Annotated in this window: 22 protein-coding genes, 1 pseudogene and 1 riboswitch; of the genes and pseudogenes, 11 read left to right on the top strand and 12 right to left on the bottom strand. The window is 64.6% G+C overall.

The window, feature by feature from the left end:
- Nucleotide 1 precedes the first annotated feature (1 nt).
- The 4 genes from ACIPY2_RS12155 (at nucleotide 2) to ACIPY2_RS12140 (ending at nucleotide 4,309) form a co-directional block, all read left to right on the top strand.
- Complete coding sequence (locus ACIPY2_RS12155; protein ID WP_400266641.1) at nucleotides 2-1,360, top strand: MFS transporter; 1,359 nt, start codon at nucleotides 2-4, stop codon at nucleotides 1,358-1,360.
- Between the two features lie 7 nt (nucleotides 1,361-1,367).
- A complete protein-coding gene (locus ACIPY2_RS12150; RefSeq protein WP_400266640.1) occupies nucleotides 1,368-1,814 on the top strand; it encodes an acyl-CoA thioesterase in 447 nt (148 codons plus the stop codon).
- A 471-nt stretch (nucleotides 1,815-2,285) separates the two neighbouring features.
- Entirely contained in the window at nucleotides 2,286-3,296 is a 1,011-nt protein-coding gene (locus ACIPY2_RS12145; RefSeq protein WP_400266639.1) for an EAL domain-containing protein, read from the top strand.
- Between the two features lie 134 nt (nucleotides 3,297-3,430).
- Entirely contained in the window at nucleotides 3,431-4,309 is an 879-nt protein-coding gene (locus ACIPY2_RS12140) for a PaaX family transcriptional regulator C-terminal domain-containing protein (RefSeq protein ID WP_400266638.1), read from the top strand.
- Between the two features lie 21 nt (nucleotides 4,310-4,330).
- On the opposite strand, the gene ACIPY2_RS12135 is transcribed toward ACIPY2_RS12140, so the two are convergent.
- From ACIPY2_RS12135 to ACIPY2_RS12125, 3 genes are all read right to left on the bottom strand, one after another.
- Nucleotides 4,331-5,113, bottom strand: a complete 783-nt coding sequence (locus tag ACIPY2_RS12135) for a VOC family protein (protein ID WP_400266637.1) — start codon at nucleotides 5,111-5,113, stop codon at nucleotides 4,331-4,333.
- A 114-nt stretch (nucleotides 5,114-5,227) separates the two neighbouring features.
- Complete coding sequence (locus tag ACIPY2_RS12130; protein WP_400266636.1) at nucleotides 5,228-6,817, bottom strand: phytoene desaturase family protein; 1,590 nt, start codon at nucleotides 6,815-6,817, stop codon at nucleotides 5,228-5,230.
- A gap of 127 nt (nucleotides 6,818-6,944) precedes the next feature.
- On the bottom strand, nucleotides 6,945-7,586 hold the full coding sequence (locus tag ACIPY2_RS12125) for an NADPH-dependent F420 reductase (RefSeq protein ID WP_400266635.1): 642 nt from the start codon (nucleotides 7,584-7,586) through the stop codon (nucleotides 6,945-6,947).
- 144 nt (nucleotides 7,587-7,730) lie between these two features.
- On the opposite strand from ACIPY2_RS12125, the gene ACIPY2_RS12120 reads away from it, so the two are divergent.
- Both ACIPY2_RS12120 and ACIPY2_RS12115 read left to right on the top strand, forming a co-directional pair.
- The gene (locus tag ACIPY2_RS12120) at nucleotides 7,731-7,997 is read left to right on the top strand and encodes a hypothetical protein (protein WP_400266634.1); all 267 of its coding nucleotides are present in this window, start codon (nucleotides 7,731-7,733) and stop codon (nucleotides 7,995-7,997) included.
- Nucleotides 7,991-8,689 carry an HAD family hydrolase gene (locus ACIPY2_RS12115; RefSeq protein ID WP_400266633.1) on the top strand — a complete coding sequence of 233 codons (699 nt, stop codon included), beginning with the start codon at nucleotides 7,991-7,993 and terminating at the stop codon, nucleotides 8,687-8,689. Before ACIPY2_RS12120 ends, ACIPY2_RS12115 begins: the two co-directional genes overlap by 7 nt.
- Here the strand turns inward: ACIPY2_RS12115 and ACIPY2_RS12110 are convergent.
- Nucleotides 8,686-9,090: a hypothetical protein gene (locus ACIPY2_RS12110; protein WP_400266632.1), complete on the bottom strand. Its 405-nt coding sequence runs from the start codon at nucleotides 9,088-9,090 to the stop codon at nucleotides 8,686-8,688. The genes ACIPY2_RS12115 and ACIPY2_RS12110 overlap by 4 nt on opposite strands.
- Nucleotides 9,091-9,192: 102 nt before the next feature.
- Entirely contained in the window at nucleotides 9,193-9,804 is a 612-nt protein-coding gene (locus ACIPY2_RS12105) for an NADPH-dependent FMN reductase (protein ID WP_400266631.1), read from the bottom strand.
- A 188-nt stretch (nucleotides 9,805-9,992) separates the two neighbouring features.
- On the opposite strand from ACIPY2_RS12105, the gene ACIPY2_RS12100 reads away from it, so the two are divergent.
- From ACIPY2_RS12100 to ACIPY2_RS12085, 4 genes are read left to right on the top strand one after another with little or no spacing between them, the layout of a single operon-like run.
- Complete coding sequence (locus tag ACIPY2_RS12100) at nucleotides 9,993-11,180, top strand: Re/Si-specific NAD(P)(+) transhydrogenase subunit alpha (RefSeq protein WP_400266630.1); 1,188 nt, start codon at nucleotides 9,993-9,995, stop codon at nucleotides 11,178-11,180.
- Nucleotides 11,180-11,521, top strand: coding sequence for an NAD(P) transhydrogenase subunit alpha (locus ACIPY2_RS12095; RefSeq protein ID WP_400266629.1), 342 nt, complete (start codon nucleotides 11,180-11,182; stop codon nucleotides 11,519-11,521). The genes ACIPY2_RS12100 and ACIPY2_RS12095 overlap by 1 nt, the downstream gene beginning before the upstream one ends.
- Nucleotides 11,518-12,891 carry an NAD(P)(+) transhydrogenase (Re/Si-specific) subunit beta gene (locus ACIPY2_RS12090; RefSeq protein ID WP_400266628.1) on the top strand — a complete coding sequence of 458 codons (1,374 nt, stop codon included), beginning with the start codon at nucleotides 11,518-11,520 and terminating at the stop codon, nucleotides 12,889-12,891. Before ACIPY2_RS12095 ends, ACIPY2_RS12090 begins: the two co-directional genes overlap by 4 nt.
- Nucleotides 12,892-12,906: 15 nt before the next feature.
- Nucleotides 12,907-13,254 carry a hypothetical protein gene (locus ACIPY2_RS12085; protein WP_400266627.1) on the top strand — a complete coding sequence of 116 codons (348 nt, stop codon included), beginning with the start codon at nucleotides 12,907-12,909 and terminating at the stop codon, nucleotides 13,252-13,254.
- Between the two features lie 43 nt (nucleotides 13,255-13,297).
- Here the strand turns inward: ACIPY2_RS12085 and ACIPY2_RS12080 are convergent, their stop codons facing one another.
- From ACIPY2_RS12080 to mscL, 7 genes are all read right to left on the bottom strand, one after another.
- Entirely contained in the window at nucleotides 13,298-14,023 is a 726-nt protein-coding gene (locus ACIPY2_RS12080; protein WP_400266626.1) for an aspartate/glutamate racemase family protein, read from the bottom strand.
- 10 nt (nucleotides 14,024-14,033) lie between these two features.
- The gene (locus tag ACIPY2_RS12075) at nucleotides 14,034-15,458 is read right to left on the bottom strand and encodes an amidohydrolase family protein (protein WP_400266625.1); all 1,425 of its coding nucleotides are present in this window, start codon (nucleotides 15,456-15,458) and stop codon (nucleotides 14,034-14,036) included.
- A gap of 24 nt (nucleotides 15,459-15,482) precedes the next feature.
- The gene (locus ACIPY2_RS12070; RefSeq protein ID WP_400266624.1) at nucleotides 15,483-16,292 is read right to left on the bottom strand and encodes an aspartate/glutamate racemase family protein; all 810 of its coding nucleotides are present in this window, start codon (nucleotides 16,290-16,292) and stop codon (nucleotides 15,483-15,485) included.
- On the bottom strand, nucleotides 16,289-16,969 hold the full coding sequence (locus tag ACIPY2_RS12065) for a GntR family transcriptional regulator (RefSeq protein ID WP_400266623.1): 681 nt from the start codon (nucleotides 16,967-16,969) through the stop codon (nucleotides 16,289-16,291). The genes ACIPY2_RS12070 and ACIPY2_RS12065 overlap by 4 nt, the downstream gene beginning before the upstream one ends.
- A gap of 98 nt (nucleotides 16,970-17,067) precedes the next feature.
- Nucleotides 17,068-18,408, bottom strand: a complete 1,341-nt coding sequence (locus ACIPY2_RS12060; RefSeq protein WP_400266622.1) for an MFS transporter — start codon at nucleotides 18,406-18,408, stop codon at nucleotides 17,068-17,070.
- 405 nt (nucleotides 18,409-18,813) lie between these two features.
- Nucleotides 18,814-19,683: an amino acid-binding protein gene (locus ACIPY2_RS12055; protein ID WP_400266621.1), complete on the bottom strand. Its 870-nt coding sequence runs from the start codon at nucleotides 19,681-19,683 to the stop codon at nucleotides 18,814-18,816.
- A 77-nt stretch (nucleotides 19,684-19,760) separates the two neighbouring features.
- Complete coding sequence (gene mscL / locus ACIPY2_RS12050) at nucleotides 19,761-20,219, bottom strand: large conductance mechanosensitive channel protein MscL (RefSeq protein ID WP_400266620.1); 459 nt, start codon at nucleotides 20,217-20,219, stop codon at nucleotides 19,761-19,763.
- A 228-nt stretch (nucleotides 20,220-20,447) separates the two neighbouring features.
- Between mscL and ACIPY2_RS12045 the strand changes: the two are divergent.
- Nucleotides 20,448-20,633: pseudogene (locus ACIPY2_RS12045) on the top strand (helix-turn-helix domain-containing protein); the annotation flags it as partial.
- A gap of 84 nt (nucleotides 20,634-20,717) precedes the next feature.
- Nucleotides 20,718-20,817: riboswitch (glycine riboswitch) on the top strand.
- The last annotated feature ends 48 nt before the right edge of the window (nucleotides 20,818-20,865 follow it).

The following is a 20,865-nucleotide window of genomic DNA, read 5'->3' as shown; positions in this document are numbered from 1 at the left end:
CATGGCCGCCGCACCCCTGAACACCTGGAACGTGCCCAAGCGCACCACCGGGGTAGTCCTCCTCTGCTGCTGGCTGGCGATCCTCGCCGAAGGTTACGACGTCGGCGTGCTGGGAGCAGTCCTCCCAGCACTCGCCGAGTACAAAGAATGGAATCTCTCGCCCCTCGCACTGGGCGGTTTGGGGTCATATGCCCTGATCGGCATGCTTATAGGGGCCCTGTTCATCGGGACCCTGAGCGACCTCGTGGGCCGAAAGAGGATGCTGCTCGCATCGATGATCATCTTCACCATCACCCAGGCAGGCGCTGCCTGGGCTCCGACTCCGGAGCTCTTCGGCATCTTCCGCCTGATTGGTGGCCTCGGGATGGGTGGTGTGATTCCGGTGGCTGCGGCCCTGACCATCGAGTACTCCGCCCCGAACAAGCGTTCGTATAACTACGGGCTCATGTATTCCGGTTACTCCCTGGGGATCGTGGCTGCTGCGCTCGCTGCGCTGTTCGTCCTCCCACTGGGTGGTTGGCGCGCCGTGATCGCAATCGGCGCGGCTCCCGTGGTGTTGCTGCCCGTGATCTGGAAGTTCCTGCCCGAATCGCTGGAGTACTTGGAGTCCAAGGGTCGAGGTTCAGAAGCCAAGTCGCTCGCGGCAAAGCTGGGAATCACGGATTACCGGCCGGTGGTGGTTGCGAAGCCTGCGGCCGGTGGCCCGGTGGATCCGTGGTGGAAGACCATCACCACCATGTTCTCCCTGCAGTACCTACGTTCCACGGTGTTCTTCTGGATTTCGCTGTTCTGCGGCCTGCTCCTGGTTTACGGCCTGAACACCTGGCTGCCGAGCATCATGAAGAAGGCCGGGTACGACCTCGGTTCTTCCCTCACCTTCTTGCTGGTCTTCAGCCTCGCCTCGGCCATCGGCGGCCTGCTCCTCGGCCGCGCTGCCGACAAGTACGGCAAGAAGCTGATCCTGGTGGTCTTCTACATCCTGGGCGGCCTGGGCATCATGCTCCTGGTCTTCCCGAACACGATGGTGGTCAACCTGTTGTTCGTGGCCTTCGCCGGCGTCGGATCCATCTCGACGTCGTTGGTCCTTACGGGCTACATCGCCGACTACTACCCGGCGAAGGTGCGCGGCACGGCCACCGGCTGGGCGCTCAGCTTCGCCCGGCTCGGTGCGATCTCCGGTCCCTTGATCGGGGGTTGGATCGCAGGGTCCAAGCTCCCGTTCGAGGCCAACTTCGGGATCTTCGCCGGTATCGCGGTCCTGGCCGCTGCCGCCGTCGCGCTTATTCCGAAGCCGCAGCCCGAGGCGACGGCGCCCGCCGTCGACGTTGATCCGGACGACGCCGCAGTCGGCGCGCGATAGGAGAGCCATGTTTCCGGAGGCGTGCGTCGAACGAACCGTTGAGTGGGTGGACACGGACGCCTCCGGGCACCAGCACAACTCGGCCATCCTGCGCTGGGTGGAGGCGGCGGAGGCTGAACTGTTCCGCGCTCTCGAGTTGCCCGACTACTTCCCGAGCGCGCCACGGGTGAAGCAAGTGATCAACTACAAGGCCAAGCTGTGGTTCGGGCAGCGTGTCACGGCTTCGGTGAAGGTGGAGAGACTCGGCCGGACGTCGCTCACCTTGGCTTTCGAGGTGCTGGGTCACGCGCTGGAGGCAACAGCGCACGACGCCGGAGCCTCCGACGGCGGGAGCCCGGCAGCCGCCGTCGTGGCAGCCTACGGTACGGTCACCACAGCGCACGTCCCGCCGGGGTCCCTTGGGGCACAACCTTGGCCGGAGCACTTCGTCCCCCGCCTGACGCTCTCTCACTAAAACCCGGCGGAAGCCGGATGCTCTCTCACTAAAACCCCGCGGACGCCGGATGCTCTCTCACTCCCCGATGGTCGACCGGTGGGATGTGAGAGAGCGTCCGCGAAAAGGGGGTGGGATGTGAGCGAGCATCCGCGAAAAGGGGGTGGGACGTGAGAGAGCGTTGGTGGGCGGCTGTCCCGTTGGTGACTGCGGTGCAACTGCTTGGTCCAATTGTGGCGCTTTCTCTTGTAAGATTCGTCACAAGCCTGGTTGCGCTGATGCTCGACTGGGCTGCTTCTTTCCGGGCAGTCCTGGCAGGGCAGCCCGATCGAAGCGAGCCGACTGTGTACTGGGCGCAGCCGGCACAAGTTCACATTGAAGGAACAGTCGATGTCTAGAAGTGGGCTCTCTTTTCCCTTCGGTGGCGCCACGGAACCCTCAGCACGTGTTGGGGACCAGGCTCCACCGCCCTCACCTGTTAACGATGCCCGCGTGAAGCAACAGGCGCTGGAGATCATCAAAGACATCCTCAGCGATGCTGATCCCCGGAGTGAATTCGCCCGCGGCCACCTCCAGGAACTCCTGGCGGCGCACCCGGGTGATCCCAAGGGCGCGCTGCTTGAGCACCTGATCGACACGCGCGAGGGAAGGGTGGTTCCGGACGAGTCGGCCGGCCACCAGGAATCGATGAGCCTCAACCGGGAGTCGGTGGAAGCCCCTCAAACGGTGACCGTTCCGGTTAACAGCGAGGTCCGCAAACGCATCCAGGCCGTCCTTCGTGACAAGTTGCTCCTGACCGCCTTCCAGCCCATCCATGAGCTGCCCGGTGGCGACGTGATCGGCGTCGAGGCTTTGATCCGCTTTGTGGAGCAGGACGGCGCGGCCGCGGATGTCTGGTTCCGCGAAGCCTCCGATGCCGGCCTCGGCACGGAACTGGAGATAGCGGCACTGCACTGCTCCCTGGCCGCCGCCGAGGAAATGCCGGAGGACATGTTTGTTGCCTTCAACCTGACCCCGGCAACGTCGCGGGATCCCCGCGTGCGGGCGTTGCTGGAGGAGGCGCACCTTCAGCCCTCGAGGATTGTCATCGAGCTTACCGGCAGCCTGGCGCCCGCCGAAGGGGTCGGCGACGAAAGCGGCCTGGGACCCCTGCGCCGGCGCGGCATGCGGCTGGCAGTGAGCGCCTCGGGTGCCGGCTACGTCTCCATGGACAAGATCGAGGAGCTCGGTCCGGACATCATCAAGTTGGACCGCCACCTGATCGAAGGGATCGATAGTTCCGAGGGACAGCGCATCCGTGCCCGCTCGGTTGTTGAACTTGCACGTGAACTCGGCGCGTCAGTGGTGGCGCAGGGCATCGAAACCGCCGCCGAACTGCGTGAGGCCACGGCCTTGAACGTCTCAGCGGCGCAGGGCTACCTTTTGGGCCGGCCGTCCGTGCACCCCCTCGACTGGTCCTCCTGGACGTTGCACTCGCAGGCCGAAGCGCAGTCGGTCGGGTAAAGCGCCGGGTAGCAGGGAGCGGGCCGCCACCCAGGCGACCATCCGCCGTCGTGATCTTCAGGGAAGGGGACAGCCCCCGCACCTATGATGAACATGACTGGCGCCTGACCCGGGCGCGGAAATGAGGACTTTAGATGTTCGCCGTCCCGGCACCCCCGGTGCGCCACCAGCAGCTGCTTGTCACCATCTTCGGCCTCTATGGCCGTAACGCGGGCGACGCTTTGCCGGTGTCGGCGCTGATTTCCATGCTGGGAACCCTGGGTTATGACGCTCCGGGCGTGCGGTCGTCCGTGTCCCGGTTGAAGGCCAAGGGCGTGTTGAAGAGCGTGCGTGAGGACGGGATCGCCAAGTACAAGATCTCGGAATCGATCAGCGACGTTTTCCGTGAAGGCGACCGCCGCATCTTCGCCCCCGAGCATCCCGAGCCTGTGGACACGTGGGTTTTGGCCGTCTTCTCCGTCCCGGAATCGATGCGCAACCGCCGGCACCAGCTGAGGTCGGCGCTGTCCGGGCTTGGATTCGGTTCGGTGGCCTCGGGGGTGTGGATCGCGCCGGCGCACAAGCTGGAGCAAGCGCGGGACCGGCTTACCGCGGGCGGGCTGATCGAGTTCGTGGACCTGTTCCGCAGTGACTACGTTTTTGACGGACCGATGCGGCCCAAGATCTCCGAGTGGTGGGACTTGAAGGAACTGGACCAGCAGTTCACTGAATTCCTGGAGCTGTACGGCGGCGCGGAGGAACAATGGACGCGACGCCTCGGCGAGCACGCTGAAGGCGCCGAACCGTCGGACGAACTGCGCCGGGACGCCTTCCGCTACTACATCCCGATGCTGACGATGTGGCGCAGGTTTCCCTACCGCGACCCGAACCTGCCCGCGGATTACCTGCCCGCCGATTGGCACGGTCCGGCTGTGCGCAGGACCTTCCAGGCCGTTCACCGGCTGGCCGCACCCCTTGCTGCCGCGTACGCGCACGAGGTCATCGCGGGAGCGATGGACCCGGCAGTTGCCTGAGGCGGCCGCCGGGCCGATTTCTCAGTCGTCCGCGGGGGCCACTGCGATGACGCCGAACACCTCGCCTTGGAGGCCTTGGACGATCGTCATCCGTCCAAAGGGAGTGTCCGTAACAGGCATGATCAGGCTTGCGCCGAGATGCTGTGCGTCCAGGGCTGTGCCTGCAACGTCGTCGCTGGTAAACCAGGTCAGCCAGTAGTCCGGCATCCCTTCGGGAAGAAGGGGATCGTGCTGCAATCCGGCCACTTCCCGCCCGTCGGGGAAGCGCAGGCACGTTGAGTAGGCCATGGGATCCGCGTGGAGGTCGTTGTACGCATAGCCAAACACCTCGGAGTAGAACGCCTTGGCCTTCGCCGCGTCCCTGGTGTGGAGTTCGTTCCAGCAGAGCGAGCCGTGCTCGTTGACGCGTTCGGCGCCGATGTGGTTTCCCGCCTGCCAGATGCCGAACGTTGCTCCCACCGTATCCACGGCGATGGCCATCCGGCCGGAGTCCATGACATCAAACGGTGGTGCCTGCAGTTGTCCCCCGGCGGCCTTGACCAGCCGGGCAGATTCGTCCGCGTCATCCGACGCGAAATACGTCGTCCAGACAGGCGGCATCCCTGGATCCTGCTTGGGTCCGATGCCGGCCACGGCATGGCCGCCGAGTTGGGCCAGGAGGTATCCGCTGGCCTCCTCGTCGTCCGTGAGATAACTCCACCCGAAGAGGTTTGTGTAAAAGGCCAGCGCCTCCTCCACGTCGTCAACGGAAAGATCGATCCACATGGGCGTGCCGGCGGGCCACTTGGAAATCTTGGTGGACAAGGAAGACTCCTCGGAATAGGCGCTTTGCTTGGAGCGGCTGCCTTCCCGGGGGGACCACGCGCATGGTTTCAGGAAGGCAGCCACCGATACTGTGTGCGTCTGCGCCGATTCGTGTCACAAACCGCTGGGTGGGTTTCCGAGCTCCTCAAGGACGGCCATTGCTGCGTTGTGTCCACCGAGCCCGCTGACCCCGCCGCCGCGTCGGGCGCCGGCGCCGCAGAGGAAGATCCTGGGGTGGCCAGTGGCAACGCCCCACCGTTCGGCGGCAGTGTTCCGGGGTTCATCGTCCTCGAGGAACGGCCACTGCAGCTTGGCGTGGAAAATGTTCCCGCCGGTCATGTTGATGGCGCGCTCCAGGTCCAGGGTGGTCTTGGCCTCGATGCAGGGATTCCCGTCGGCGTCGGTGAGCAAGAGGTCCTCGATGGGCTCCGCCAGGACCGAGTTGAGCGATGCGAGGACGGCGGCCTGGAGCTCAGCGCGCAGCTGGTCGTTGTTCGCTTCGGTGACCAGCCGGTGCGGTGTGTGGAGGCCAAAGACTGTGAGCGTCTGCGCTCCGGATGCCCTGAGTTCCGCGGAGAGAATGCTTGGATCGGTCAGCGAGTGGCAGTAGATCTCGCAGGGGAGCGGGGAGGGGAGGCGGCCACTATCCGCCGCCTCGTAGGCCGACTGGAGTTGGGGGTAGCTTTCGTTGATATGGAAGGTGCCGCCGAACGCAGCTTCCGGTGCCACCGAGGTGTCCCGAAGTTTGGGCAGCCGCTTCAGGAGCAGGTTGACCTTGATCTGCGCTCCCTCCGGGCGTTCCCCCGCTCCGGCGATCGGAGCGCCCAACAGCTGCTGGAGGACCCAGGGCGAGACGTTGGCCAGCACGCGTTCGCCGTTGAACGACTGCGTGGTTCCGCCATGCTGGAACCGGACGGTGCCGTCGTCGTCGATCGCTGTGACTTCCGCCCCGGACAGCAGCAGCGCGCCGGCCTCCCGTGCGGCCCGTTCCAGTTCGCGGGAAACCGAGCCCATGCCGCCAAGCGGGATGTCCCAGTGGCCGGTTTCGTTTCCGATCACGTGGTAGAGGAAGCACCGGTTGGCGTCGAGCGAGGGATCATCCAAGGACGTGAAGGTACCGATCAGGGCATCGGTTGCCACGAGGCCTTGAACCAGGGGGTGGTCAAGGCGCTCAGTGACGGCCTTGCCCAGGGGGTTCTCGATGAAGTCTTCCCATAACTGCTCATCACCCAGGAGCGCCCGGGCTTCGGAACGCGTGGGGAGGGGGCCGCACATGGTGGGGAAGAATGCCCGTGCCAGTTTTTCGGTATCGGCGTAGAGGCCCTCCATAGCCTCGAAATCCGGCCCCGCGCCGACCCGGACGAACGAACTGCGGCTTGCGTCCGGGTCGCCGCCGTCCACAAGCAGGCCCGCTTCCGTGCCCTCGGGGTTGGGGGTGTAGGAGGAGTAGCGTCGCCGGGCCAGCCTGATGTCCAGTCCAAGCTCGGTGATGATCCGCTCCGGGAGCAGGCTGACCAGGTAGGAGTACCGCGAGAGGCGGGCATCCACTCCCTTGAAGGCGGCGGCTGAGATCGCGGCCCCGCCAAAGTGGTCATCGCGTTCCAGGACGGCAACGCTCTTGCCTGCTTTGGCCAAGTACGCGGCCGCCGTTAATCCGTTGTGTCCGCCGCCAACAATGACGACGTCGAAGTGTGTGTTTTCCATGCGGAGAGACTAGCCATCAGATGGCGTTACTTAGCCAAACAGCTCCGTGAAATAAGCAATGCTTGGCCTCGGCTCACGGGGACGGCGGGCAAGCGTAAGCCGCCTGCCCGCCGTCGTGCGCTGTTTCTCAGATGGTACGCGTCGCCTTGGCGAGGTTTTCGCGGAGCTCGACGGCGTTCTGCCGGACCACGTAGGCGGGGCGGTCGCGCTCGACGCGCCAGCTCTCCTCAAGCGGGCCGATGTTGACGGTATCGAAGCCGAATTCGTCGTAGAGCCTCGTGACGAGTTCCGCGGCCTCCGGGAAGTCGCTCGCGGTGGCCAGTGCCCGTCGGTTGACGGTTCCGGCGGGGGTGCCGTCCGCGGTGATGTCCTTCGCGAAGATGTGGTTGAAGCCCTTGGCCACCTTGGAGGTGGGGAGGTGCTTCTGGAGGAGGCCCGAGGTGGTGGCTTCACCGTTGTCGAGCTCCGGGATGCGGCCGTCGCGCTCCCAGTAGTAGTTGTTGGTGTCGATGACGACCTTTCCCTCGAGTGGCTCTGCCGGGATGTCCTGGTAGTTCTTGAGGGGAACGGTTACGACGGCGAAATCGCCTTCCGCTGCCGCCGCGGCTGCCGTCGAGGCACGGGCGCGTGGCCCCAGTTCCGCTACCAGCCCGTCAAGGGTCTCGGGACCCCGTGAATTGCTGATCACGACGTCATAGCCCAGCTCCACGGCCTTGCGTGCAACCTGGCTGCCAATGTGTCCTGCTCCGATGATTCCGATTGTTGTCATATCCACGCCAACAAGAAGTTGCAGGCGCCTATTTCCGGCGTTACGCAATAAGTCTTCCCAGTTGGGGCGGTCTTCGACCGCACTGCATCGCGATATACTAAGTAATCTTAGTAAGCATGTGTCGTCGAGTACGAGGAGGTTGGGATGGCTGGACATTTGGAACTGGTTGATGCGCCCGATGGGGGCTACCGCGTGCTGATGGTGGATGGCGAAGATGTGTTGATGGGGCTCTCCAGGCGCTATTCCACGGTTAATGAGGCCGTGCAAGCGGTTGAGTCGTTGCGGGAAGTTGCGGGCACCGGGCTGCTTCGCCAAGGTTCGGCAGACCGATACGCGCTGCTGGAATCGGAAGAGTTCATGATGGACCGTGCGCTCGCCGGCACTGCCTCCTCCTGCTCCGAGGTGTGCTGACGGTGGCCGGGTCAAAAAAGCGGGGGGTGCTCTTCGACGTCGACGGCACCCTGATCGACTCCAGCTACTTCCACGCTTTCGCCTGGTGGCAGGCGTTCCGGCGCGAGGACATGGATGTCCAGATTTCCGACATCCACCGGTGCGTGGGCATGGGTGGGGACAAGCTCATCCAGCAGTTGGTTCCCGACTGCACTGAGGAGTTGCAGGAAGGCCTGAAATCAGCGCACGGTGCGGTTTTCTCGACGTTCTGGCCGTCGCTCCGCACGTTTGACGCAGCGCGGGATCTCCTGGCGGCTTGTTCCGACGCAGGGTTGGCCGTTGGCCTGGCATCCTCTGCCCAGGAGCGTGACCTTGAGGTCAGCCGCCGCCTGCTCGATGCCGGATCTTCGATCGATGCGTGGACGAGCTCAAATGACGCCGAGGAGAGCAAGCCCGCCCCGGACATCCTGCTGGCATGTATTGAGAAGCTGGAGCTCAAGCCGGAGGACGTTGTCTTTGTGGGTGACGCGGTCTGGGACGTCAAGGCGGCTTCCAGCATCGGCGTCCCGGCCATTGCGCTGACGTGCGGCGGAATCAGCGAAGGCGAGTTGCGCGAAGCAGGCGCCGCGGAGGTCTACGACAATCCGCGACACCTGCTGGAGCACCTGGAAGGCAGTGCTATTGGTCGGCTCGCCTCGGGCCTGGAAAGCTAGAGCTGCTCGTCCCTCAGCTCCTTGTTGCGGCCACGGCCACGGACGGCCCATAGGATGAGGCCGGCGATGAGCAGTACTGCAACGATCCCCAGGATCCACGGAATGACGTTGGTGCGGTTCGCTTCCTGCGGATCGGATTCTCCGGTACCGGGGTTGGCTGGGCCGCTGCTGGCCGGGTTGGCGGTCTGCGAGGAGCCTTGTGACGGCGCCGGGTTGGTTGGCGTCTGCGTTGACGGGCCGGAGGGGTTGCTTGAAGCCGGCGACGGGGTGGAAGTTGTGGCCGAAACAGTGCCGGCCACGGAACCTGCGGCCGGTGCTGCGGCATTGGCGGCTCCGGTGGACAGCAACGAGCCGAAGAGCAGCGTCGCTGCGAATGTGGTCAGGGCTAATCTACGAAGCATCGTTTCTCCTTGATAGGGGCGTTCTTCATAGTAATAAGCATACTGACTATTTGAGAATAGGTGGGGTGCCGCCCGCGGGGAAGCAGGCAGCACCCCCCGCTTCTAGCGGCTCAACTTGTCCGCATCAGGTTCCTGGTCGCCGATATGGCCCGGCGCGTTGGCCGCGAGGACGCGCTGGACGAAAGCGCTGTATTCCTCCATGTAGTGCCGCAGCAAGGCCGCGGTGCCTTCGTCCTTAACTGTCCCATCGGCGTCGTAAGCGTCCGCGACAAAACGGATGTACGCCTCAGGCGCGTTCAATTGCGGGGCGTCGAGGAAGCTCAGGACGCTGCGCATGGACGACTGCATCACGGCGGTGCCGATGCCGCCCGGCGAAGCGCCGATGATTCCGGTGGGCTTGCGGGCGAAAGAGTTGGTGCCCCAGGGCCGCGAACCCCAGTCGATCGCGTTCTTCAAGGCGCCCGGAATGGAGCGGTTGTATTCGGGGGAGACAAACAGGATGCCGTCGGAGGCTGCGATAGCGTCCTTCAACGCTTTGCCGGCAGGCGGGAACTCGGCATCATAATCGGAGCTGTAGAGCGGGAGATCCTTGATCTCGATCTCATGGAATTCGAGTTCAGGCGGCGCCACGCTGATGAGCGCCTTGGAGAGGGTCCGGTTGATGGAGGTACTTGAGAGGCTTCCAACAAAATAGCCGATCTTGAATGTATCCATGAAGGCGTTCCTTCCCGACGGCACGGCCGGAACCGGCGCGTCGACGTGCGGAGGCTGGTTGCCCCCAGCTCACCCTCGACCCTAGCCAAGATGCCGGTCCGGCGCAGCCCCCTGCTACTACCGCCGCCCAGCCCACGTGCATAAACTCGTGGCAACCATGTTCTGGACTGCTCCGGAGAGGGGTGGCGTTGAAAGCAGGCATTGCACGCGAAACGCTCGACGGCGAGCGGCGGGTGGCAGCCACGCCGGAAACGGTCAAGCAACTGACGGGGCTGGGACTCGACGTCGACATCGAGTCCGGTGCCGGCGTCGCCTCCGGCCACAGCGACGCCGACTACCGGACGGCCGGTGCAACCGTCGTGCCTTCCCTGGACCTGGCGTCCGTGGACGTTTACTGCCATGTGCGTCCCCTGGATCCGACGACGGCGGGAGCCCTACGCAGGGGCGCCGTCAGCGTGGGTCTTGGGTCGCCGTCGTCCGAGTTGCCTACCGTCCGCGCGCTCGCCGCAGGCGGCATCACCTCCTTTGCCTTGGAGCTGGTGCCCCGCATTTCGCGGGCCCAGTCCATGGACGCACTTACCTCGCAGGCACTCGTGGCCGGCTATCGCTGCGTGCTCGAGGCCGCGATGCGACTGCCCCGCTTCTTCCCGCTCTACATGACCGCTGCCGGAACCATCCCGCCCGCACGCGTGCTCGTTCTGGGCGCGGGTGTCGCCGGACTGCAGGCGATCGGCACGGCCAAGCGCCTCGGAGCACGCGTCTCTGCCAACGACATCCGTCCGGCCTCGGCGGACGAGGTCGCATCCATGGGTGGCACGTTCATCAAACTGGACCTCGAAACCGCCGAAGCCTCCGGCGGGTATGCCCGCGAACTCAGTGCCGACCGGGGTGCGTTGCAACGGGCACTCCTCGCCCCCCACGTAGCCCAGGCCGATGTCCTCATCACCACCGCTGCTGTCCCCGGCAGGAGGGCGCCGCTGCTGGTGAGCCGCGAAATGCTGCAGGGTATGCGGGCCGGTTCCGTGGTGGTGGACCTGGCTGCGGAGTCGGGCGGCAACGTGGAGGGCGTCATTCCGGGGCAGGACCTGCACATTCCCACCGCCGACGGCCAGGGCACCATCACCTTGGTGGGCCTCAAGGATCCGGCGTCCGCCATGCCCGCGGATGCGTCCCGGCTCTATGCCAAGAACGTCTCCAACCTGCTTGCGCTCATGACGAAGGACGGGGTGGTCACCCCTGATTTTGAGGACGAAGTGGTGGCCGGGACCTGCTTAACGCACGACGGCGTCATCCGGCACGCGCCCACGGCGGAGGCACTTGCTGCGCTCGCCGGGGAGACGACCGGAGAAGCACGTGGACCAGAAGGAGCGCACTGATGGATGGCCTGAGCTTGCTGACGATCACCGTACTGGCGGTCTTTGTGGGTTTCGAGGTGGTCTCCAAGGTTTCCAGCACCCTGCACACGCCCTTGATGTCCGGGGCCAACGCCATCCACGGAATCATCCTGGTGGGCGCGATCATCGTGGCGGGCCAGGCATCCGAGCCATGGGTGTTGGTTGTCGCTTTGTTGGCAGTGGTTCTCGCGACGGCCAACCTCGTGGGCGGTTTCGTGGTGACCGACCGCATGCTGGAGATGTTCCACGGTAGGCAGCGGACGCCGTCGGACGTGAACCCGGCAGCTAAGGCGGACCGGGCAGCAGGGGAGCGCCGATCATGACGCTCCTGAACCCGATGTGGACCGCCCTCCTGTACCTCGCGGCGGCGGTGTGTTTCATCCTCGCACTGAAGGGGCTCAGCTCGCCGAAGACTGCACGCCGGGGCAACCTGATCGGCGCATTCGGGGCGCTGGTGGCTGTACTGACGGTGTTCCTGTCCGTGAAGCTGGACAACATTCCGTGGATTCTCGGCGCGATTGTGGTGGGCTCCGGGATTGCGGCGCCGGTGGCACGACGCGTGCAAATGACCCAGATGCCGCAGCTCGTAGCCCTGTTCAACGGGGTGGGTGGCGGTGCGGCCGCATTGGTGGCGCTGCTTGAGCTGCCGCACACGGAGGACTCGTGGGTCCGCCTGGCCATTGTGTTCACGTTGCTGGTTGGCGCGGTGTCGTTTGCCGGGTCGGCTGTCACTTTTGGCAAGCTGCAGGGGCTCGTGACCACGAGGCCCGTCACCTTCCCGGGGCTTCCGGTGCTGATGGCCCTCGTGTTACTGGCCGCTGTGGCTGCCGGTGTGGTGATCATTGCCAGTGGTGCGCCAGGCTGGGCCGTTGTGCTTTTGGTTCTCGGACTCGTGGCCGGCGTCTTGCTGGTCCTGCCCGTGGGTGGCGCCGACGTGCCGATTGTCATCTCGCTCCTGAACGCTTTCACCGGTCTGGCAGTGGCGGCGTCGGGCCTGGTGCTGGGCAACGTGCTGCTGGTGGTGGCCGGTACGTTGGTGGGCGCCTCGGGCACCATCCTCACCCGGGCCATGGCGGCGGCGATGGGCCGCAGCGTCGCCGGCATTCTGTTTGGCGCCTTCAAGGGAGGCTCGACGGCGGGATCCACCGCCGTGAGCGAGCGGCCGGTACGCTCGTCCAGCGCAGAAGACGTGGCGGTCCTCCTGGGCTATGCGCAACGGGTGATCATCGTGCCCGGATACGGGTTGGCCGTGGCCCAGGGGCAGCACACGGCAGCGGAGCTTGCGTTGGCACTGGAATCCCGCGGAACGGAAGTCGACTTCGCGATCCATCCCGTGGCCGGACGCATGCCCGGGCACATGAACGTGCTGCTGGCCGAGGCGAATGTGCCCTATGAGTCGCTGAAGGAAATGGGCGACATCAACTCGGAGTTCAAGACGGCCGACGTTGCCCTGGTGGTGGGTGCCAATGACGTGGTGAATCCTGCAGCAAAAACCACGTCCGGCTCACCCATTTACGGGATGCCCATCCTGGAGGTGGCCGACGCCCGGCAGGTAGTGTTCCTCAAACGTTCCATGCGGCCGGGTTTCGCGGGCATCGAGAACGACCTGCTCTATGAACCCCAAACGACGCTGTTGTTCGGGGATGCAAAGGATTCATTGACCAAAGTACTGGGTGCCGTGAAGGCGCTTTAGGGAAAGGGCTGCAACGTGACAGTGAAACTCAACAAGAAGGCCTTCGAGAACGCGAAGCACCTGATCCGGGACGGCAAGGCCGTCAAGGATGAACGCGATGACTGGAGCGAGCACGCTCCCTCAACCAAGGAGGAGAACGCCTTCCTGGAGAAACACGACTTCGCTGAGTACGGGAAGTGGTACCTCGGCGTCGACGACGAGCACCCCGACGACCAGAAGGGCCACTACAAGTTCCCCATCGGTGACTTCAAGAAGATCCACCGCTGCGGGGTCATCTCGGCCGAAAGCCGCGCCGGGCAGAACGACTACGACGACATCCGGGACGCCCTGGGCAAGCTCCTGGATCTGATCGACAAAGACTGAACGCCTGCCGGTAACTCCGCAGGCGCTCAGTCCGTGTGCCCAGCTAGGCCAGCAACCGGCCCCACTTCGGCTCCAGCAACGGCGCCCCCGCCAGCTTCAGGGCGTGCCAGAGGGTGACCGCCACGGAATCGAGAACGGGTACTCCGGTGCGGGCCTCCACCTCCGCCGTGATGTTGGCGCCGTACAGGTTGGTGCAGAGGTACACCAACGCATCCGGATGCGATGCGGCCAGTTCGAGGGAGCCGGGCAGCATCTCCTGGTCCGTCACCCGGGCGAAGGATTCGTTGTCGCTGAGATCCAAGTGCCGGTGGTCGATTGTCTTGATGCCCTCGCGGTCGTAGGAGGCGATCACGGCGTCATTCACATCTGAGGTGTACGGGGTGAACAGTCCGATCCGCTCCGTCCCGAATGCCTCGAACGCAGCCAGATAGGCGAGCGTTGAAGTGGTGGCGGGGATGCCGGTGGCTTCGGTAATCTCGCGGACAATCGCGTGGTCGTGACCCGCTCCGAGCCAGGAGCCGGAGGTGCCGTTCCAGGCGATGACATCCACGTTGGCTGTAGCGAGGAGTTCCGCGGCGTCGCGCATCACGTTTGCGTCGAACTGCTTGTCGGATGAATCGTCCAAGGCGATGCGGGTGACGGGAATGCGCGTGGAGTGGACGGTGACGTCCCGGCGCTCGCCCAGGATCCGGTAGGTCTGCGGTTCAAGGCAAGTGTTGGAGGACGGCACGATCATGCCGATGCGGGTGGGTCGGTCAAGGGTGGGCATAGGGGACTCCTTAGACAGAAGTGGAAATGGGCGCGGAAAGGGCATCGCGGTGCTCGGTGAACCCGTTCCGCGCGACGAAACGGCCCACGGGACCGGGATCGTGGAAGCCCTCGGCATCGAGGACCACGCGTCCGGCGGAAACCACGACGGCGGGCCAGCCGCTCAGCGTCTTCCCTTCGAAAGGCGAGAAATCAGTCCCCATGTGCAGCGCAACGCCGTCGACCGTTTTTTGGGTGGCGGGATCGAAGATCACCAGATCGGCGTCGAAACCCTCCACGAGGGCGCCTTTCAAAGGGAGCGCGTTGATGCGGGCGGGGCCTGCGGAGAAGACCTCAACAAAGTCCTCCACGGAGCCACCGGCCTCGGCGACCAGGGCAGTGAACGTGACAGGCATGCGGGTCTCGACGCCGGGCAGGCCGTGGGGCATGAAACGGATGTCGTCCGTGCGTTCGCGTTTCTGGGAGAGGTCGTAACAGGAGTGGTCCGAGGAGACGGTGTGGATGTCGCCGGCCCCGAGGCGGTCTTTCAACGCAGCCACAGTTTCCGCGCTGCGCATGGGCGGGCAGCAGGCGTACCACTCAGGGAAGGTTGAGCCGTAGACCGTGTCGTCCAGGGTGAGGTAGTGCGGGCACGTCTCGGAGTACGCTTCCATTCCCCGGGAACGGGCCTCAGAGACCAGATCCACCGCGCCGGGCGTTGACTGGTGAACGAAGTACACGGGTGCTCCCGTGTACTCGGCCATGGCCAGGGTTTCCTTGACGGAGATTTCCTCGGCGAGCTCGGGCCGCGTGCGGTGCAGGTGCTCGATCCCGATCAGGCCGTCGGCTGCGTGCTCCTCCGTGCAGTCGGTGATGATGGCGTCGTGCTCGGCGTGGATGTAGGTCAGGCCGTCCAGCCGGACCATCTCCCGCATGACCTTGAGGATGGTGTCGTTGTCCGCCATGGTCGAGCCGCGGTTGGTGGTGTACATCTTCACCGAGCGGATACCCTCGGCAGCAAGCTGTTCCAGCTGCCACGGCACTGTCTCGTCCCAGGAAATCACCGAGCCGTGGAGGGCAACATCGCACCGGGATTCGGTGGCGAGGCGCTTCTTGTTGAGCGCGGCATCCAGCGGGGTTTCCTGGGCGTCGCGGGGAATTCCGAAGTCGATGATGGTGGTGGTTCCGCCCCACAAAGCGGCTGTGGAGGAGATGTTGTAATCGTCCAGGGTGCGGAAACGGCCGGTCACCTGGGCCACGTGGCAGTGTCCGTCCACGCCACCTGGAATCACCAGCATTCCCGATGCATCGATGGTTCGGGTTGCGGCGGGTACGGGGTCGGTGGCGTCGATCAGCGCGGCAACTTTGCCGGCGTCCACGATTACATGGGCGGCCTGCCGGCCGAAGCTGTTCACCACCGTGCCGTTGGCGATCACGAGGTCTGGGAGTTGGGACATCGTCGTCCTTCTTTCTGAAGAGTCTTAGGCCGTGGGCGAGAGCCGGGCTGATTGCGCGGCCGTCAGCGCGGCGTCGAGGTTGGCGGAAAGGCCGCGTCGGGTCTTTACCGGGGGAGCCGCGAATGAACCACCTCGGTGTACGCCGGACTTCAGCGAAACCACGGCTTCGGCCATGCGGATACCGGCCGAAATGCCGTCCACCACGGGCACGGGGATCTGGCCTTCGAGCTCACGGGCCAGCCCCGCGAGCGGCGCACCCGCCAGGATGACGACGTCGGCGCCGTCCTCCGCCACGGCCTGCCGGCTCAGCGCCAGGAGGGTTTCCTTGAAATCGGCCTGGACTGAGCCGATGGAATTGAGGGATTGGTTGATGGATCGGATCGAGGCGAGCCGGCCGCCGAATCCGAACCGTTCCACGCAATCGCGGTACCAGGCCTGGATGCGGTCCGAGATGGCGATGATGGAGAATCTTTGGCCTTGCAACGCTGCGGCGCAGAGCGCAGCTTCGGTGATCCCGATAACCGGGACGTCCACGAGTTCTTTCAGGGCGGGCATGCCTGGATCGCCAAAAGCGGCCACGACTACTCCGTCCACGGCGGGACCGGCGGCTGTCTCTGTGGCTGGAGTCCCGCCGTCGTGCGCGTATTGGGCGATCAGCTCCGCAACCGCGCCCGCGGCGATGAGCGATTCGAAGCGCGTCTCGATGTACTCGACGCCGTGCCCTGCGGTCCGGACGATCAGTTCGGTGTCCGCGCTGGCGGAGCGGAGTGCCTCGGCCTCGATGAGCGCCGTGACGTCGTCGCTGATGTTGGGGTTGATGACCAGGAGTTTCATGGTTTCTTCCGTAGCTGGGGCTCCGTGGCGCTGTAGTCCTCGGGGAACTGGTCGCGGTACTTGCCAACGTGCGACGCCGATTGGGCGGCGGCGCGGTCGGCGTCACCGCTGGCGATCGCTGCGTAGAGTTCGCGGTGTTCGCGGATCAGTTCCGGCAGGTCGCTGACATGGCGGAAGAGCCAGTGCATGCGGCCTTGGAGGGGTTCGAGCGCGGAGCGGAGAAAATCGTTGTTGGCGATGCCCGTGATGGCATCGTGGAATTCGCTGTTGGCGCGGTGGGCTTCCAGGACCGAGCCCTTGGCAAGGAAGTGCTCGGCCTGGTCGAGCAGCCCGGATAGGTGGTGGAGGTCATCCGGCGTGGCGCGCTTCGCGGCGAGCCGGCAGGCGAGGACTTCGAGCGATTGGCGGACATCGAACAAGTCCTCAACATCCTTGGGGCTCAGGCCGCTCACCTCTGTGCCTCGCCCCGAGCGGTCCCGGATGAGCCCTTCCTGCCGGAGCATCCGGAGGGCTTCACGGATAGGCAGGCGGGAAACGTTGAACTCGGCGGCGAGGTCCCGCTCCACCAGCCGGGTGCCGGGCGCATAGTGGCCTTCGAAAATCCGGGTACGGAGCGTGTCACGCACGGATTCCCGGAGGGGGCGGTCCGTGGTGTTCGTGTCTTCTGCGGTCAGCATGTCAGCTCCATTTCCGTGATGAGTAAGGCGATGCGCCCGGCCCGGCGGTGTCCGGCCTTGGGTGGTTCAGGCCCCTTGGCCGGCCCGGTGAGTGCGAGTCAGACCGGGAGCCGCTTGTTGTAGTCCAGGGCCAGGACGGAGGCGCCCATGACCACAGCGGATCCAACAAAGTAGATGAGTGCCCAGGTGTAGGAGCCGGTTGCCCCGACAATCAGGCCTACCACAATCGGGGTGATGAACCCGGCAATGTTGCCGCTGAAGTTCATCGCTCCACCCAGGACGCCGGCGTTGGTGCGGCCGCCCAGGATGGACGGGATGGACCAGAACAGGCCAACCCAGCGGAGGAAGAACAGGACCACTGAAAGGAGCACGACGGCGGTGATCGGGTCTGCGACGACGGTGACGCCAACCAGGCCGCCCACCACGACGACGCTGGAGATGCCGAGCAGGGTACGCATGACCTTGTTGGCCGAAGCGCCGGCGGCACGCCATTTGTCGGCGATGGTGCCGCCGAGGATTTCGCCGACGAACCCGGCGCCGAAGATCACGAACGTGGACCAGCCGATGGTCTTCAGGTCGAAACCCTTTGCTTGTGCGAGGTAGAGCGGGCCCCAGGTCAGCAGGCCGTAGAACACGCCGTTGAAGCCGAGCCAGCCGAAGCACATGGCCCAGAAGGAGCGGAACTTCAAGTAGGGGAGGAGGGCTCGCTTGCCGCGGGCACCTTCGCGGGCGGCTTCAGCGTCTTCCTCGGCGTGGGAAGCCTCGATGTAACTGGCCTCGGCGTCGTTGACGCCCTTGTGCTGGCGGGGGTTGTCACGGATGTACCACCAGACCGCCAGGCCCATGAGGACGGTGGCTGCACCGGCAATAATGAAGGACATCCGCCAGCTTCCGGTGGAGGCGATCAGCCAGGTGATGAGGATGCCGCCGAGGCCTGCGCCGAGGGGAGCGCCTGCGTCGAGGATCGTGGCGCCGCGGCCCCGTTCCTTCCGGTGCATCCAGATGGCGTTGAGCTTGCCGCCGGCGGGCATGACGCCTGCTTCGGTGACGCCGATGCCCAAGCGGGCGATGAACATGCTCAGGAAGCCACCCGCGAAGCCTGAGGCGGCAGTTGCTGCGCCCCAGCCAATGCAGGATGCGGTAACAACCTTGCGGGGGCCGAACTTGTCGATCAGCCAGCCGACGGGGATCTGCATGAGGGCGTAGGTCCAGAAGAAGGCCGAGAGGAGCAGGCCGACGAGTTCGGGAGCAAGGTTGAATTCTTTTTGGATGATGGGCAGGGCCACGGAGATGGATCCGCGGTCGATGTAGTTGACCGAGACCAGGACGAGCAACAGGATGAAGAGCTTCCAGCGGACGTTCGTGCGTCGCTGCACGCCGTCCTTTCCGGGCTTTTGTTGGTTGTCCTGGGTTGCCAGTTGGGTGTTTTCGAGAGACACAGCTTCTCCTTCAGTAGGAGTCAACGGGTGGGAATGTCTTTGGGGCTTTTTGGGGGGGATGAGCCGGGCGGGATACCGCTGCGGCCTGACCCGTGCCGGCGGCAACTGTTGCGGTTCCTGCCCGTTGATTGAGCGGGTCCGCAGCCGGTGCTGGATCTTTTGGGATCCCGCTTTGGGATCCCAAAAACAAAGTTAGATGTGACGGGTAGCACTGTCAAGGGGTTTGGTATACAAATCGCGCAGACGGATTGTGACCGGGACGGTGGGATCTTGGGGTTCCTGCCCGGCTGTCTGCGGACTATGTGTGATTGACGTGCGAAAACCCGGCAAATCTTGGGGGATTCGCCGGGCTTTCGCAGCCAAGGGGTAGGGGCACGCCCAGCCTTGGGATACCGAGGTCCTGGCCTAGCTGGGTTCCGGGCTCGGACTGTATGCCAGAATCTCCGCCAGCTCAGCCAATCTGTGGGCCCTCGCCGACTCCGCCGGAGTGAACGGCTCACCGGGGCGGGAGAACACCAAGGGACCGTGCCAGGCCGTGGGAATCTTCAGGATGTCTGCTGAGCGTCCGACGCCTGCGCTCACCTCGGGAGCCGGGTGTTCCGGGTCCGTCGGGACCACTTTGGCGGACAACAACTCGGCGACGGCCAAGGGCAGTTCCTGCGGATTGCCGGCAATGCGCGCCGCGAGGCTGAGGGCCTTGGTTTGTCCGTCCGCCATGGCCAGCGCCGTGGTGGGCCAAACGCGGGACTCGCGCCCGCCGCCGTCGTGCATTGCCTGAAGCAGTTCCTCCTCGGTGAGCTGCCTCGGCGCGGACAGGACGAACTCATCCATCACTGTGTCTTGCAGGCCCGCGCCATCCATGGGGTGGACGTGGATGCTGAGGATGTTCGTTTCCAGCCGGGCGAGGGACTGCGTGATTTTTTGCAGGGACCCGGGCTGGTCGAGGAGCAGGGTACGGGCACGCCACAGGGACGGGGCTGAGTTCAAACTGCGGCGGTGTTTGAGCGCCGGGGCGTGCAACCACCGCCGCAGGACCTTGGCGGCCGACGGCTCGGCCACCCAGATCACCAGGACGGTCGCGGTCACTGTCAGCAGGAGGACCTTTGCGACATACGGCAAATGTGTTTCCACCACTGCTGCGTGCACCAGGAGTTCAATGGGCAACATCACGGCGATGTTGGCCAGCGTGAGCCGGGCCTTGGGAGGTTCAGGCAGCTGGCCGCAGACCTCGCATACGAGGTCGGCGGTAACGGGAGAGCTCGCATTGGGCTTCATGAACCCATGCTGCCGTCCGGGTGTTTCGTAGGCGTTGCTGCTGCGTCACGGTCTCGCGGCAGCTTTCGCGGGAGTGCCTAGCGGATGCGGTCGGGGTCCAGGTCGCCGTCCAGGCCGCGGTTGGTGCCGCGGGCTTCTGCGGCATCCTTGAGGAGGTCGCGGATTTCGGCCAGGAGCGCGGTATCGGCCGGAATCGGCTCTTCCTCGGGCTCTGCGGTGGCCAAACGGTCCTTGACCATGGAGTTGATCTTGTTCATGGGCGCCACGAAGATGAAGTAGACCACGGCGGCGGTGATCAGGAAGGTCACCAGTGCCGTCAGCACGGCGCCGATGTTGACGAACGTGGCCTCTTTGTCCGGCCAGATCCGGAAGCCCAGCCCGTCCGCGTTGACGCCACCGGCCGCGGCGATCACGGGGTTGATGATGTTGTTGGTGAAAGCGGCAACAAGTGCGGTGAAGGCACTGCCGATAACCACCGCGATGGCCAGTTCGATCACGTTGCCGCGGAGAATGAAGTCCTTGAATCCCTTAAACATGGAGTGTCCTCTGGTCGGTACGGGGCGTATGGCTCAAGCAGAGAACAAACTACCATTCCGGGGTTTCGCAGAAGGTGTCACGGGATGTGAGCGAGCGATCGGGAATTGGGGGTGGGATGTGAGCGAGCATCAGTATTACCCGATGCTCGCTCACATCCCGCCCGTTTTTTGGGGATGCTCGCTCACGTCCCGCCCGTTTTTTGGGGATGCTCGCTCACATCCCGCGCCTTGAAGACCTATCTGGGCTCCCAGCGGTCATGGCAAAAGACTGCGTCAGCGCTCTTCACGCACCGGCAAACCATCATCTACAGAATCCGGAAAATCGGCGAACTGACTGGGCTGGACATGGGTGAGACGTCCACGTTGGCGCAGCTCTGGCTGGCCCTGCAGATCCATGAGGCGATGCAGGGTTAATCGCCATGGGAAGGCGCGCCTTGCACTTTCCGGCGGCCACCCGCTATGGTGTGAAGCGTGTCACTGACGTGGCGCAAACGCTTTTGATCTGCGGCGGGAGAGTCCTGCCGGGTACATCCAGTCAGGCGCCGTAGGAGCAAATCCTCCCCAGGAATCTCTCAGGCCCATGTACCGCCGCGGCGAGGCAACTCTGGAAAGTAGTCCGGGCAACCGGGCTCACCGACGGTGCAAG

This window comes from Paenarthrobacter sp. NPDC089675, assembly GCF_044749185.1.
In the GTDB taxonomy this organism is placed as follows: domain Bacteria; phylum Actinomycetota; class Actinomycetes; order Actinomycetales; family Micrococcaceae; genus Arthrobacter.
Note: the sequence above shows the minus strand (reverse complement) of the source record. Positions and strands in the feature narration are given on the sequence as shown.